The sequence below is a fragment of the Variovorax sp. J2L1-78 genome, from assembly GCF_030317205.1.
In the GTDB taxonomy this organism is placed as follows: domain Bacteria; phylum Pseudomonadota; class Gammaproteobacteria; order Burkholderiales; family Burkholderiaceae_C; genus Variovorax; species Variovorax arabinosiphilus.
The window spans coordinates 2030825-2045014 of the sequence record NZ_JASZYB010000001.1; the positions used below are offsets into that span (position 1 = coordinate 2030825).

Genomic DNA, 14190 nt, shown 5'->3' on the forward strand with positions numbered 1-14190 from the left:
CTCGGAGCCCATGGGTGCTTGGCGGGCATGAGAAAATCACGGGTTGCTTCCCGGTTCGCACCGGCCACCGTACTTTTCGAGGATCTCCCCATGGACGCAGAACAAATCAACCAAATCGGCGCATTGCTGGCAGACCTGAGCGCCCGCACCCTCGAGTTACGGGGGTATCTTTGACTACGATGCCAAAGCCGAACGCCTGAGGACGGTCAACGCGTCGCTCGAAGACCCGAACGTCTGGAACGATCCGAAGAAGGCCCAGGAACTGGGCCGCGAGAAGAAGTCGCTCGACGACGTGGTCGTCACCCTCGACCGCCTCACCAGCGGCCTGTCGGACAACACCGAGCTCTTCGAGATGTCGAAGGCCGACGGCGACATGGACGGCCTCAAGGCCATCGCCGATGACGCCGCCCTGCTCGAAGCCGACATCAAGCAGCTCGAGTTCCGCCGGATGTTCAACAACCCGGCCGACCCGCTCAACGCCTTCGTCGACATCCAGGCCGGCGCCGGCGGCACCGAGGCCTGCGACTGGGCCAGCATGCTGCTGCGCCAGTACCTGAAGTACGCCGAGCGCAAGGGCTTCAAGACGCAGATCGAGGACGAAACCCCCGGCGACACCGCCGGCATCAAGGGCGCGACCATCAAGGTCGAGGGCGACTACGCCTTCGGCCTGCTGCGCACAGAGACCGGCGTGCACCGCCTGGTGCGCAAGTCGCCCTTCGACTCGTCCGGCGGGCGCCACACCAGCTTCGCCTCGATCTTCGTGTACCCGGAGATCGACGACTCGATCGAGATCGACATCAACCCGTCGGACGTGCGCACCGACACCTTCCGCGCTTCGGGCGCGGGTGGCCAGCACATCAACAAGACCGACTCGGCCGTGCGCCTGACGCACATCCCGACCGGCATCGTGGTGCAGTGCCAGGACGGCCGCAGCCAGCACAGCAACCGCGACGTGGCGTGGAAGCGCCTGCGTTCGCGCCTGTACGACCACGAGATGCGCAAGCGTCAGGAAGAGCAGCAGAAGCTCGAGGACAGCAAGACCGACGTGGGCTGGGGCCACCAGATCCGCAGCTACGTGCTGGACAACAGCCGCATCAAGGACCTGCGCACCAACGTGGAAATCTCGGCCACGCAGAAGGTGCTCGACGGCGACCTCGACGCGTTCATCGAAGCCTCCTTGAAGCAAGGCGTCTGATGGCGCACGACGACGGCGAACTCGCCCCAACGAATTTTCTGGAGACCCTCGATGCTGCAACTGCGTGATGGACAAGGACAGCCGCTGGCGATCCGCCGCGAAGACTATGTCGCGCCCGCCTGGTGGATCGACACCGTCGACCTGACCTTCGACCTGGACCCCGCCAAGACCCGCGTGCTCAACCGCATGCGCCTGCGCCGCAACCCGGACAGCGTCGGCGGCCCGCTGCGGCTGGACGGCGACGAGCTGAACCTGGCGCGCGTGCTGGTCGACGGCCAGGGCGCCTCGTTCCGCATGGAGGCGGGCCAGTTGGTGATCGACAACCTGCCCGAGAGCTTCGAGCTGGAGATCTTCACCACCTGCTGCCCGGTGAAGAACACCAAGCTCATGGGCCTGTTCGTGAGCGAGAACACCTTCTTCACGCAGTGCGAGGCCGAGGGCTTCCGCCGCATCACCTACTTCCTCGACCGCCCGGACGTGATGGCGAGCTACACCGTCACGCTGCGTGCCGACAAGACCGCCTACCCGGTGCTGCTGTCGAACGGCAACCTGGTCGACAGCGGCGACCTGCCCGAGGGCCGCCACTTCGCCAAGTGGGTCGACCCCTTCCGCAAGCCGAGCTACCTGTTCGCGCTGGTCGCGGGCAAGCTGGTGGCGCGCGAGCAGCGCATCACCACGCGCGCCGGCCGCGACCACCTGCTGCAGGTGTACGTGCGCGCCGGCGACCTCGATAAGACCGAGCATGCGATGAACTCGCTGATCAACTCGGTGTTGTGGGACGAGGCCCGCTTCGGCCTGCCGCTGGACCTGGACCGCTTCATGATCGTCGCCACCAGCGACTTCAACATGGGCGCGATGGAGAACAAGGGCCTGAACATCTTCAACACGAAGTACGTTCTGGCCAACCAGGCGACCGCTACCGACGCCGACTACAGCAACATCGAGAGCGTGGTCGGCCACGAGTACTTCCACAACTGGTCGGGCGACCGCGTGACCTGCCGCGACTGGTTCCAGCTCTCGCTCAAGGAAGGCCTCACCGTCTTCCGCGACCAGGAGTTCAGCATGGACCTGTGCGCCGATGCCTCGGCCCGCGCGGTCAAGCGCATCGAGGACGTGCGCGTGCTGCGCACCGCCCAGTTCCCCGAGGACGCGGGCCCCATGGCCCACCCGGTGCGGCCCGACAGCTACATCGAGATCAGCAACTTCTACACCGTCACCATCTACGAGAAGGGGGCGGAGGTGGTGCGCATGATGCAGACGCTGGTGGGCCGCAAGGGCTTCGAGGCGGGCATCACGCTGTACTTCAAGCGCCACGACGGCCAGGCCGTGACCTGCGACGACTTCGCGCAGGCCATCGCCGATGCCAACCTCGACTCCGACCTGTCGCGCCTGCTGCCGCAGTTCAAGCGCTGGTACAGCCAGGCCGGCACGCCGCGTCTGGCGGCCCATGGCCACTACGACGCCGATGCGCGCACCTACACGCTGCGCTTCGAACAGACCTGCGCCCCCACGCCCGGCCAGCCGCTCAAGCTGCCCTTCGTCATCCCGGTGAACCTGGGCCTGCTCGACGCCAGCGGCCGCGAACTGCCGCTGCAGCTGGACGGCGCAGCCGACGTGGTGCGCGGCACACGCACGCTGGTGCTGACCGAATCGGCGCAGCAGTTCACCTTCGTCGGTGTCGATGCCGAGCCGGTGCCGTCGATCCTGCGTGGTTTCAGTGCGCCGGTGATCCTCGACTTCGATTACAGCGACGCCCAGCTGCTCACGCTGCTGGCGAATGACCCCGACCCGTTCAACCGCTGGGAAGCCGGCCAGCGCCTCGCGCTGCGCAGCGCCCTGAAGGCCATCGACGACAGCGCCGCGCCCGACGCTCCGGTGCTCGACACCGCCTACATCGACGCCATGGCGGCCGTGCTGCGCAACCCGACGCTCGACGCCGCCTTCAAGGAGCTGGTGCTCACGCTGCCCTCGGAAACCTACATCGCCGAGCAACTGCCGGTGGTCGATCCGCAACGCATCCACGCGGTGCGCGAAGCCATGCGGGCGCAGCTGGCCACCGCCCTCTTCGCACAATGGGAAGCCGCCTACGACGAGAACCACGACACCGGCGCCTACACGCCCGATCCGCGTTCGTCCGGTCGCCGGGCACTGGCCGGCATGGCGCTCACGTTCCTGTGCCTCGCTGCGCGCGCATCGGGCGACACGGTGTGGCCGGGCAAGACGCTGCAGCGCTTCAAGGACGCCGGCAACATGACCGACCGCTTCAACGCGCTGTCGGCCCTGGTGGCCTCGGGCCATTCGCTGGCCGCCCCGGCGCTGGCGCGCTTCCACGCGATCTTCAAGGACGAGGCGCTGGTCATCGACAAGTGGTTCTCGCTGCAGGCCGGCTCGCCGGACCGCGGCGGCGACGTGCTGCCGCTGGTCAAGCAGCTCATGAAGCACCCGGACTTCTCGCTCAAGAACCCGAACCGCGCGCGCAGCGTGATCTTCAGCTACTGCAGCGCGAACCCCGGAGCCTTCCACCGCCCGGATGCCGCCGGCTACGTGTTCTGGTCCGAGCGCGTGTGCGAGCTCGACGCCATCAACCCGCAGGTGGCCGCCCGCCTGGCCCGCTCGCTCGACCGCTGGAGCAAGCTGGCCGAACCCTACCGCAGCGCCGCACGCGAGGCCATCGCGCGCGTGGCCGCCAAACCCGATCTCAGCAAGGACACCCAGGAAGTGGTGAACCGCGCGCTGGCCGACTGACCGAGGAACCCCCATGACGCAACACAAGATCTCACTCACCCGTTACCTCGTCGAGCAACAACGCGCCGACGGCCACATCCCCGGCCAGTTGCGGCTGCTGCTCGAGGTAGTCGCGCGCGCCTGCAAGAGCATCAGCCAGGCCGTCAACAAGGGCGATCTGGGCGGCGTGCTCGGCACCGCCGAAAGCGAGAACGTGCAGGGCGAAGTCCAGAAGAAGCTGGACATCATCGCCAACGAAGTGCTGATCGAGGCCAACGAATGGGGCGGCCACCTCGCCGCCATGGCCAGCGAGGAAATGGACAGCATCTACGTGGTGCCCAACCGCTACCCCCAGGGCGAATACCTGCTGCTGTTCGACCCGCTCGACGGCTCGAGCAACATCGACGTGAACGTGAGCATCGGCACCATCTTCAGCGTGCTGAAGAAGCCCGAAGACCACCCCGGCGTGCAGGAAGCCGACTTCCTGCAGGCCGGCGCCAAGCAGGTGGCCGCCGGCTACTGCATCTATGGCCCGCAGACCACGCTGGTGCTGACCGTGGGTGACGGCGTCGCGATGTTCACGCTCGACCGCGAGCAGGGTTCCTTCGTGCTGACCAAGGAGAACATCCAGATCCCGGCCGACACCAAGGAATTCGCGATCAACATGAGCAACATGCGGCACTGGGATGCGCCGGTGAAGCGCTACATCGACGAATGCCTGGCCGGCAGCGAAGGCCCGCGCGGCAAGGACTTCAACATGCGCTGGATCGCCAGCATGGTGACCGACGTGCACCGCATCCTGATGCGCGGCGGCATCTTCCTGTACCCCTGGGACAAGCGCGAGCCGGGCAAGCCCGGCAAGCTGCGCCTGATGTACGAGGCCAACCCGATGAGCTGGCTGGTCGAACAGGCCGGCGGCATGGCCACCAACGGCCGCGAACGCATCCTCGACATCGCGCCGGGCAAGTTGCATGAACGCGTCAGTGTGATGCTCGGATCAAAAAATGAGGTCGAGCGCGTGACGCGCTATCACGACCCGCTATAATCGCAGGCTTCGCCGGTGTAGCTCAGTCGGTAGAGCAGCTCATTCGTAATGAGAAGGTCGGGTGTTCGATTCATCTCTCCGGCACCAATACAGAAAAAGCGCTGTTGTCATCCTCGGATGGCAACAGCGCTTTTTTCTTTACGGCGGGTCGGACGCCCGCTCCATGGGCCGCGGCACATAGGTCGCGAAGACGCGCGCCGCGAGCCGCAGCAGTTCGAAATCCTCGTCGTCGAGCGGGTACGCGGCCAGGTCGAAATGGCAGACCGTGCCCAGGATGCGTCCTTCCGTCGACACCAGTGGTACCGAGTGGTACGAATTCACGATGCCCTGGTAGGGGTGGCCATGGAGACGCGCGTCCAGCGCGGAATTGCTGGTCCTGAACTGCCCGTCCCGGACGACGAACTGGCAAAAACTCGCGTCGTAGGGCACGTCCAGCAGGTGGTCCGGGCACGGCTCGCCGAGCTTGTCGACGATCGCGAGGTTGATCAAGCGTTCCGTGCCCTCGAGGCGGTAGACCGCGCTGTAGCGATGACGGATGCGCGCATTCAGCACCCCCAGCGCGGCGTCGAGCCCGCCGGTCTTCAACGCCTGCGCCATGGCCTCGAAGGTTCCATCCATGGCTGCACTGTAGCGGCTTCGCAGGACGCCCCCTACGTCACAGGACATCTCACCGCACGCGCTGTCGGCCGACCGTGCGTGGCTTCGCGAAACGGTGCCTTTCGGCACTTCATGCAGACCGGGACGGCTGCAGAATCCACGCATGACCAAATTGGGAGAGTTGTCGGATGCAGAGGTGCTGGCCCGTGCACATCATTGGCGGGGTCTGACGCTGCGCGGCTGCGTGCGGGCTCGCAGCTTGGCGCATGCGTACGAAGCAGAGGCGCGCCGGCGCTTCAGCGCGCCAACGACGGCGGGGACGCTGGAGCGCACGCGCCCGGCGCCACCGCGCTCGCTCTGGCATTTCTGGCGCTCCTGACACGCGCCCTGGCCGGCGATCAGGGGTCGACCACCAGGTACGTGTCCTCCTTGAGTTCTTCCATGACCACGTAGCTGTTCGACTGCGCCGACACCGGCAGCCGCTTGAGGATGCCGCCGAGCAACTGGCGGTACTGCTCCATGCCCTTGATGCGGAACTTGAGCAGGTAGTCGAAGCTGCCGGACACCAGGTGGCATTCCATCAGTTCGGGCATGTGGATCAGTTCGCGACGGGTCTGCTCGAACAGGTCGTCGGACTTGGCCGAGAGCTTGATCTCCACGAAGACCAGCAGCGTGCGGCCGACCGCCGCCGGTGCCACGCGGGCGTGGTAGCCGGTGATGACGCGCTCGCGCTCCAGGCGGCGCACGCGTTCCGAACAGGCCGAGGCCGACAGGCCGATCTGCTCGGCCAGCTCCGCATTGGAGATGCGGCCGTTGCGCTGCAGCGAATCCAGGATTTTTCGGTCGATTCGGTCGAGGTCGATCATTCTTCGGTGGCGCCATGAAAAGCAGGGTGAGAACCACGATTCTCACGTCAAAGGCCCCCTACATCCGTGAAAGCTGCGGCCAGCCACCTCCTAGAGTCGTGCTTTCTGTTCTTCTGCTGGAATCACCGTGAAAGTCGTTGTCCTGGGCTCGGGCGTCGTCGGCGCCACCACCGCGTACTACCTGGCCCGCGCAGGCGCCGACGTGACGGTGCTCGACCGCCAACCCGGCCCGGCGCTGGAGACGAGCTTCGGCAACGCCGGCCAGGTGTCGCCGGGCTATTCCACGCCCTGGGCCGCACCGGGCATTCCGCTGAAGGCGCTGAAGTGGATGTTCCAGAAGCACGCGCCGCTGGCCGTGCGGCCCGACGGCACCCTCTTCCAGCTGCGCTGGATCGCCGCCATGCTGCGCAACTGCAACGACAGGCGCTACACGGTGAACAAGGAACGGATGATGCGCATCGCGGAGTACAGCCGCGACTGCCTGCGCACGCTGCGCGCGGACACCGGCATCGCCTACGAGCACCGCACCGGCGGCACGCTGCAGCTCTTTCGCAAAGCCGAGCAGCTTGCCGCGGTGAAGCGCGACACGGCCGTGCTCGAAGAGTGCGGTGTCGCCTACGAACTGCTCGATGTCGACGGCATCGTCCAGGCCGAACCCGCGCTCGCGCAGGCCCGCGACCGCCTGGTGGGCGGGCTGCGCCTGCCCGGTGACGAGACCGGCGACTGCCAGCGCTTCACCACCGCACTGGTCGCGCTGGCCCAGGCGGCCGGCGCCGAGTTCCGCTTCGACGCGACCGCCACGCGCGTGCTGCACGACGGCCAGCGCATCCGCGGCATCGAGGTCGACGGCGAGACCGTCACGGCCGACCGCTACGTGCTCGCCCTCGGCAGCTATTCGCGCGAGCTGCTGCTGCCGCTCGGCCTGGACCTGCCGGTCTATCCGGTGAAGGGCTATTCGCTCACCGCACCGATCGTGGATGCATCGCTGGCGCCGGTGTCGACCGTGCTCGACGAAACCTACAAGATCGCCATCACGCGCTTCGACGACCGCATCCGCATCGGCGGCATGGCGGAGCTCTCGGGCTTCGACCTTCGCCTCAAGCCGCAGCGCCGTGCCACGCTGGAGATGGTCACGCGCGACCTCTTCCCCGGCGGCGACCTCGAGGCCGCCACCTTCTGGACCGGTCTGCGGCCGATGACGCCCGACGGCACGCCCATCATCGGCGCGACGCGCCAGTTCCCGAACCTGTACCTGAACACCGGCCACGGCACGCTGGGCTGGACCATGGCCTGCGGCTCCGGCAAGCTGCTGGCCGACCTGGTGCTGGGGCAGCGCCCCGAGATCGACACCGAAGGTCTGTCGCTCGAGCGCTACGCGCGCGGCGGTGCCGACAGGGCGCGCGGCCTGCAGGTGGCGCCCACAGGTCGCGCGTCGCACGCCGGTTGAGGGCGCCGCACGGCGGGAGATTGCCGCCGGTCCACGGCATGCAGATTGCGTAGGGTACGGTCGACACCCTATGCTGCAATTCTTCTCCCGCCGGCTGGGCCGACTGAGCGTCGCCCGCAAGCTTCTCCTGATCTACCTGCTGGACCTGACGGCCGTCATTTTCATCAGCGGCATCCTCATCAACGAGAAGTTCATCGCCATCGACTTCGGCCGCAAGGAGAAGGCCGGCGCCGCGTACATCGCGCAGATCCGCCCCACGTTGATGGCGGTGGCTGGCTGGCGCAACGCCACGCTGGCACCGCCGCAGTCGCTCGCCGATATCGAGCAATCCCTCGGCGCCGGCATGCAGAGCGCCCAGGCGAACGAGCGCTTCCGGCAGGCCGTGGCGGCCCTCGCCGCATCGCCCGGCCGCGCCACGACCCGGGCCGCGCTCGACACAGGCCGCGCACTGGTCACGCGCGTGGGGAACCAGTCGAACCTGATCCTCGACCCGGACCTCGACAGCTACTACACGATGTCGCTGATCCTGCTGCGCTTCCCCGAGCTGCTCGAGCTGACCTCGGAAATGGGCGCGCGCCTGCACTCCCACGGTGCAGGCGAGCTGGACGCCACCGAATCGCGCACCAAATACTTCATCCTCGAAGGCCGGGTCGACGCCGTCGCCGCCGCCATCGCCAGCGACTATGGCGAGGCCTTCGCGGCGGCGTCGGGCCCGCTGCAGCCACACCTCGAGGCGTCCCGTGCGCAGCTGCTGGCGAGCATCGACCGGTTCCGCACGGCCACCCGCAGCGCCATGGCCGACGGCAGCGGCGGACTCGCCCCTTTCGAGACGGCCCAGCAGGCGCTGTTCGCCAGCCTCGACGGCGCCTGGGACAGCGCCATCGTCGAGCTCAACACCTTGCTCGAGGCGCGCGAGCGCGGCTTCTTCCAGCGCATGTGGATGCACCTGGGCACGGCGCTCTTCCTGCTGCTGCTGATCCTGAGCGCGGTGTTCTACGTGGCCCGCCAGATCTCGCGGCCGCTGCGCGGCCTCTCGCTCGTGGTCGACACGGTGCGCCGCACCGGCGACCACAGCCTGCGCGCCCGCTGGGAGAGCGGCGACGAGATCGGCCGCCTGGTGCTCGGCTTCAACGACATGCTGGCCCAGCTCGACCGCGAGCGCCGCGCACAACAGGAACTTGCGGCTTCGGCGCGTGCCGCCGAGGCGCAGCGCGACCTGGTCGCCGCCATCCCGATCCCGCTGATGGTCACGGCCATTCCCGGGCACGAGGTGCTCAGCGCCAATCCGCCCGCGCAGGAATGGCTGGGCGGCCGCCAGATCGACCCGTGGGCGGCCGGGCTCGACCCCGGCGTGCGCGGCCGCTTCTTCCAGGGGCTGGCCGACCGCGGTCACGTCGACGAGTTCGAGGTGTGCTGGCACAGCGGCGGGACCTCGTCGTGGGCGGTGCTGTCGGCGCGGCGCCTGAACTACCAGGGCCAGGACGCGCTGCTGACGGCCTTCACGCCGATCAACCAGCTCAAGGTGATGGAGCAGCGCCTGGAGCTGTGGTCGAAGGTGTTCGAAGCCTCCAACGAAGGCATCATGATCATCGACGCCGAGCGCAGGATCATCACGATGAACCGCGCGCTGGCACGGCTCACCGGGTACGACCCGCGCGAGCTCGAAGGCGACAAGCCGGAACGGCTGCTGGTCGGCCAGGGCGCCGCCTACGGTGACTTCTGGCCCCTGCTCGACCAGCGCGGCGCCTGGCAGGGCGAAGCGCTGGTGCGTCGCCGCAACGGCAGCAACTACCCGGCCTGGCTGGTCGCCAGTGTCGTGCGCGACGGGCCCGAGCGCATCTCGCACTACATCTTCACGTCCATCGACATCACCGAGCGCAAGCGCAGCGAGGAACGCATCCGCTTCCTGGCGCTGCACGACGTGCTGACCGAACTGCCGAACCGCTCGCTATGCATCGAACGGCTGGGCACCGCCATGCAGCAGGCCCGCAAGGACCACCGCCGCGTGGGCGTGGTGTTCATCGACCTGGACCGCTTCAAGAACATCAACGACTCGCTCGGGCACCACGTGGGCGACGCGCTGCTGCGCGCGGTCGCCCGTCGCATGGTCGAGGCCGTGCGACCCGGCGACACCGTGAGCCGCCTGGGCGGCGATGAGTTCGTGATCGTCCTGGCCGACGTGACGGACACCGACGAGGTGCGCGAGATCGTCGAGCAACGCCTGGTGCCGGCGATCCGCCGGCCGTACCAGCTGCACGGCGCCGAACTGCACGTCTCGTGCAGCGCCGGCATCGCGATGTATCCCGACGACGCGCAGGACATCGACTCGCTCATGCGGCAGGCCGACGTCGCGATGTACCAGAGCAAGTCCGGCGGACGCAGCATGGTGCACTTCTTCACGCCGGACATGGACGAGCGCGCGCAGAAGCGCCTGCAGCTCGAGTCGCACCTGCGCCGAGCCATCGAGCGCGATGAACTCAGCCTGTGCTTCCAGCCGCGCGTGCAGGCACGCAGCGCGGCGCTGGTCGGCGTGGAGGCGCTGCTGCGCTGGCGCAGCGACGAACTCGGCCCCGTGTCGCCGTCCGAGTTCATCCCGATCGCCGAGGAAAGCGGGCAGATCGTCGACATCGGCGCGTGGGTCATCGCGCAGGCCTGTGCCCAGCAGGCGGCCTGGCGCGACCAGGGGCTGGGCACCGTGCCGGTGTCGATCAACGTGTCGGCCCTGCAGTTGCGCGACGGGATGCTCACCGGCGTGCTGCGCGACGCCATGGCCGCGCACGGCGTGCTGCCGTCCTCGATCGAGATCGAGATCACCGAATCGACGCTGATGGATGCAGCCGAGCAATCGCTCACGCAACTGCGCGCGCTGAAATCGCTGGGCGTGCAGCTGTCGATCGACGACTTCGGCACCGGCTACTCGAGCCTGAACTACCTCAACCGCTTCCCGATCGACAAGCTGAAGATCGACCGGTCCTTCGTGCACGACATGCTCGACGACCCGACCGACCTGGCGATCGTGCGTGCCATCGTGGGCCTGGGCCACACCCTGGGCCTGCGCGTGGTGGCCGAGGGCGTCGAAAGCGTCGAGGAAGCAGCGCTGCTGCAGGCGGCGCACTGCGACGAACTGCAGGGCTACCTGTTCGGACGGCCGATGCCGCCCGAGGACATTCCCGACTGGATCCGGCAGGTCGCGCCCGCCGCCGCGGCCTGAGCCGACCGGCCTAGAAATTCGCGGCGAGCGCCATCGCGGCCGAGAGCGTGACCAGGGCGAGCACGGTCGACACCACGACGGCGGCGGTGACCTGCTCTTCGACGACCTGGTAGCGCTGCGAGAACAGGAAGGCGTTGGCGCCGATCGGCATCGCCGCGGCCACGACCATCACCGTGAGCGGCAGGCCGCGCACGCCCAGCAGCCAGCCGAAGCCGGCCACCAGCAGCGGGTGCACGACGTTCTTCACCACGGCCAGCGCCAGCGCGCCGCGCAGATGCGTGCCGACAGGGGTGAGCGCCAGCGTGATACCGACCAGCACCAGCGCCACCGGGCTGAAGGCCTGGCCGAGCAGCATCAGGGGCTTGTCGACGGCCGTGGGCAGGGCGAGCCCGGTCTGCGCGAACAGCAGGCCCACGATGATCGGCAGCGGCACCGGATGCAGCACCGAATTGCGCACGGCGCGGGCCACGGTCCAGACGATCGGGCGCCGCGCGGCGCCACTCGCCGCGGCATGCTCGCGCGCGACGATGAGTTCGATCATGAGCGTGGCGGCCGTGATCAGGACCAGCGAATGCAGCGACACCAGGGTCAGCAGCACGACCAGCCCGGCCGGCCCGTAGGCCAGGTCGACCAGGGCCACACCGATGATCACGGTGTTGCTGAAGGTGGCGGTGATGGCCAGCACCGCCGCGCTTCGGGTGAGGCCGAGAAAGGCCAGCATCCCCACGAAGATGACGCCGGCCCCGATGAAATAGGCCGCGACCGGCCGCAGGCTCAGCGTCTCCACGTGAACCGTGCTCATGGCGCGGAACAGCAACGCCGGCGCCAGCAGCAGGAAGACCAGGTTCGACAGGTCCTTCACCGCGTGGGCGCCGACCCAGCGGCGGCGCCCGGCGAGGTAGCCTGCGGCGATGAGAAGAACGACGGGAAGCAGTGCGGAGAGGACGGGCGAATTCACCGCGGCGAGCATAGCGGCTCGCCGCGGCGGGGCCGCTGTCTGGCGCTAGAAGCTTGCGCGCAGGCCGACCTTGAGCGAGCGACCCGGCAAAGGCGCCGCCGGGTACACCGTCGTGGTCAGGATCGACGTGGCGCTGTAAGCCAGCTGGTTGGTGATGTTGTCCAGCCGGGCATACCAGGTCAGCGTCGCGCCGGTCACCTTCATCCGATAGGCCAGCGCCGCGTTCCACAGCGTGTAGCCCGCGGTCTCGCGCGTGCCGTCGGCCGGCACGCGGTGTTGCGCCGCGTAGCGGTCGAAGCCGAAGCGCGCGGTCCACGGGCCGTCGCCGTAGGCCAGCGCGGCGCCGACACGCACCGGCGAGATGCGCGGCAGCGGCTCGCCGGTGTCGGTGTTGGTGGCGCGCACCAGGTCGCCGCGCCATTGCAGGGCGAGCGTGCCGCTGCGGTCCATTGCCGCGAAGCCCTCGTTGCCCAGCAGGCGCAGGTTGCCGCTGGCCTCGAGGCCGGTGAAGCGCGCGCGCACGCCGCCGTAGGCGTACTCGGCCAGCGTGTCCTCGGCGGCCGGGTCGGTCACGACCTCGCCTTCACCGTCACGCTGAACACCGGTGGCGTTCAGCCCGATGTAGTTGCGAAAGCGCGTGACGTAGGCGTTGACCCGCGCGTTGTTCGGGCCGTTCTTCCATTGCGCGCCGAGGTCGAAGCCGATGGAGCGCTCCTTCTCGAGCGTCGTATCGCCCACCTCCCAGGCCGCGGTCGCGACGTGTGGGCCGTTGGCGAACAGCTCGTAGTCCTTCGGTGCGCGCTCGGTGTACGCGAGGTTCGAGGTCAACTGCCACTGCGGCGTGAGGTTGACCAGCGCGCCGAAGGCCGCGCTGTGCGGGTTGAAGCTGCGCTCGCCCGTCGCGAAACGGGTGATCGCGCTGTCCTCGGGGTAGCCGAACGATTCGACCTTCATCTGCTCGGTTCGCGCACCGAAGCTCAGGCGTCCCCATGAGGTCGCGAGCTCCTCGTGCAGGAAGAGTGCGTTGGCACGCGTGCGGCTGTTCGGCGCGAAGGCCTCTTCGCCGTCGGCCGAGAAGCGGTTGCTCTCGCTGCTGAAGCCGATCATGCCTTCGACGTTGCCGATCTTCTGGTGGCGCGCCTCGATGCGCAGGTCGTTGCTCATGGTGGCGAAGGTGGTGCCGGCTTCGCTGCCCTCGAACTCGGTGTGGCGGTAGTCGGTGTGGCCGAACTTGGTGTGGATGCTGCTGAAGAAGCCGCCGGGCCGCCATTCGCCTTCCAGCGCGTAGCGGTCGGACTTCATGTTGATCGTCACCTCGTCCTCCGCCACGGTGCCGTAGTCGCTGCGGTAGGTGCTGGCCGACGCGCCGATCCAGCCACGGTCGAAGAACAGCGTGCCACCGACCGCGCCGCCGTGCGCGCTGTTCTGCGAATTGCAGATGCGGCGCGCCAGTTCGGGCGAGCCCGGCTTGGCGCACTCGAGGTCGATCGGCACGCGCACGTCGTCGGAGCGGCGGTCGAAGGCGTCGACGTGCAGCGCGTAGCGGTCGTTGCCGCCTTCGAGCACCACACCCCCGCTCTTCTCCCGGCTGCCGGTCGTATAGCCGAGGTCGGCGCGTCCGCCGAAGCCGTTGATCGGCTCGGTCGGGATGCGGTTGTCGATCACGTTGACCACGCCGCCCACGGCGCTGCCGCCGTACTGCAGCGCCGACGGGCCGCGCAGCACCTCGATGCGGTCGGTCACCAACGCATCGACCGGCACCGCGTGGTCGTAGCTCAGCGCCGAGGCGTCAGGCGCGCTGCCGCCGTTCTGCAGGATGCGGATGCGGTCGCCGTCCTGGCCGCGGATGATCGGCCGGCTCGCATTGGGGCCGAAGTAGCTGCTGCTCACGCCCGGCACGCCGTCGAGCGTCTCGCCCAGGGTGGAGCGCGAGCGAAGCATCAGCGTGTCGCCCTGCAGCGTCTCGGTGGGTGCGATCAGCTCGGACGCGCCGAGCGGATTGCCGGTGACGGTGACCTCCTTGAGGCTCGGGGCCGGTGCGGCGGTATCGGACGTCTGAGCGTGGGCGCTCAGGGCGATGAACGAAAGGGCGGCAGCGCCGACGGCGTGCCGGCTGAAATTGGAAATCATGGATGCGGACTCGTTGA

At 68.2% G+C, this 14190-nt stretch carries 9 protein-coding genes and 1 tRNA gene; 6 read left to right on the top strand and 4 right to left on the bottom strand.

Annotated elements, in window-relative coordinates; genetic code table 11:
- Positions 1-90: 90 nt before the first annotated feature.
- From prfB to QTH86_RS09625, 4 genes are all read left to right on the top strand, one after another.
- Positions 91-1195, top strand: a protein-coding gene (gene prfB, locus QTH86_RS09610; RefSeq protein ID WP_286644902.1) for a peptide chain release factor 2 whose coding sequence is annotated in 2 segments (ribosomal slippage) — positions 91-171 and positions 173-1195 — 1104 coding nt in all. Because the reading frame shifts where the segments join, the coding sequence is not laid out codon by codon here.
- 51 nt (positions 1196-1246) lie between these two features.
- Entirely contained in the window at positions 1247-3940 is a 2694-nt protein-coding gene (gene pepN, locus QTH86_RS09615) for an aminopeptidase N (RefSeq protein WP_286644901.1), read from the top strand.
- A 13-nt stretch (positions 3941-3953) separates the two neighbouring features.
- Positions 3954-4964, top strand: a complete 1011-nt coding sequence (locus tag QTH86_RS09620) for a class 1 fructose-bisphosphatase (protein ID WP_286644900.1) — start codon at positions 3954-3956, stop codon at positions 4962-4964.
- An 11-nt stretch (positions 4965-4975) separates the two neighbouring features.
- Positions 4976-5051, top strand: a tRNA-Thr gene (locus QTH86_RS09625).
- 51 nt (positions 5052-5102) lie between these two features.
- On the opposite strand, the gene QTH86_RS09630 is transcribed toward QTH86_RS09625, so the two are convergent.
- Complete coding sequence (locus QTH86_RS09630; RefSeq protein ID WP_286644899.1) at positions 5103-5582, bottom strand: GAF domain-containing protein; 480 nt, start codon at positions 5580-5582, stop codon at positions 5103-5105.
- 377 nt (positions 5583-5959) lie between these two features.
- Positions 5960-6427: a winged helix-turn-helix transcriptional regulator gene (locus QTH86_RS09635; RefSeq protein WP_286644898.1), complete on the bottom strand. Its 468-nt coding sequence runs from the start codon at positions 6425-6427 to the stop codon at positions 5960-5962.
- A 127-nt stretch (positions 6428-6554) separates the two neighbouring features.
- Between QTH86_RS09635 and QTH86_RS09640 the strand changes: the two genes are divergently transcribed.
- Together QTH86_RS09640 and QTH86_RS09645 are read left to right on the top strand one after the other, a co-directional pair.
- Positions 6555-7874: a D-amino acid dehydrogenase gene (locus tag QTH86_RS09640; protein ID WP_286644897.1), complete on the top strand. Its 1320-nt coding sequence runs from the start codon at positions 6555-6557 to the stop codon at positions 7872-7874.
- Between the two features lie 70 nt (positions 7875-7944).
- Positions 7945-11085 carry a bifunctional diguanylate cyclase/phosphodiesterase gene (locus tag QTH86_RS09645; protein WP_286644896.1) on the top strand — a complete coding sequence of 1047 codons (3141 nt, stop codon included), beginning with the start codon at positions 7945-7947 and terminating at the stop codon, positions 11083-11085.
- 10 nt (positions 11086-11095) lie between these two features.
- Here QTH86_RS09645 and QTH86_RS09650 read toward each other — a convergent pair whose 3' ends face one another.
- Both QTH86_RS09650 and QTH86_RS09655 read right to left on the bottom strand, forming a co-directional pair.
- On the bottom strand, positions 11096-12043 hold the full coding sequence (locus tag QTH86_RS09650) for an AEC family transporter (protein ID WP_286644895.1): 948 nt from the start codon (positions 12041-12043) through the stop codon (positions 11096-11098).
- A 45-nt stretch (positions 12044-12088) separates the two neighbouring features.
- A complete protein-coding gene (locus QTH86_RS09655; protein ID WP_286644894.1) occupies positions 12089-14173 on the bottom strand; it encodes a TonB-dependent receptor in 2085 nt (694 codons plus the stop codon).
- Between the last annotated feature and the right edge of the window lie 17 nt (positions 14174-14190).

Excerpts from the sequence above, each read along its gene's own strand:
- QTH86_RS09620 (WP_286644900.1), top strand. The coding sequence starts at position 3,954 with ATGACGCAACACAAGATCTCACTCACCCGTTACCTCGTCGAGCAACAA.
- QTH86_RS09630 (WP_286644899.1), bottom strand. The coding sequence starts at position 5,582 with ATGGATGGAACCTTCGAGGCCATGGCGCAGGCGTTGAAGACCGGCGGG.
- pepN (WP_286644901.1), top strand. The coding sequence starts at position 1,247 with ATGCTGCAACTGCGTGATGGACAAGGACAGCCGCTGGCGATCCGCCGC.
- QTH86_RS09635 (WP_286644898.1), bottom strand. The coding sequence starts at position 6,427 with ATGATCGACCTCGACCGAATCGACCGAAAAATCCTGGATTCGCTGCAG.
- QTH86_RS09645 (WP_286644896.1), top strand. The coding sequence starts at position 7,945 with ATGCTGCAATTCTTCTCCCGCCGGCTGGGCCGACTGAGCGTCGCCCGC.
- QTH86_RS09655 (WP_286644894.1), bottom strand. The coding sequence starts at position 14,173 with ATGATTTCCAATTTCAGCCGGCACGCCGTCGGCGCTGCCGCCCTTTCG.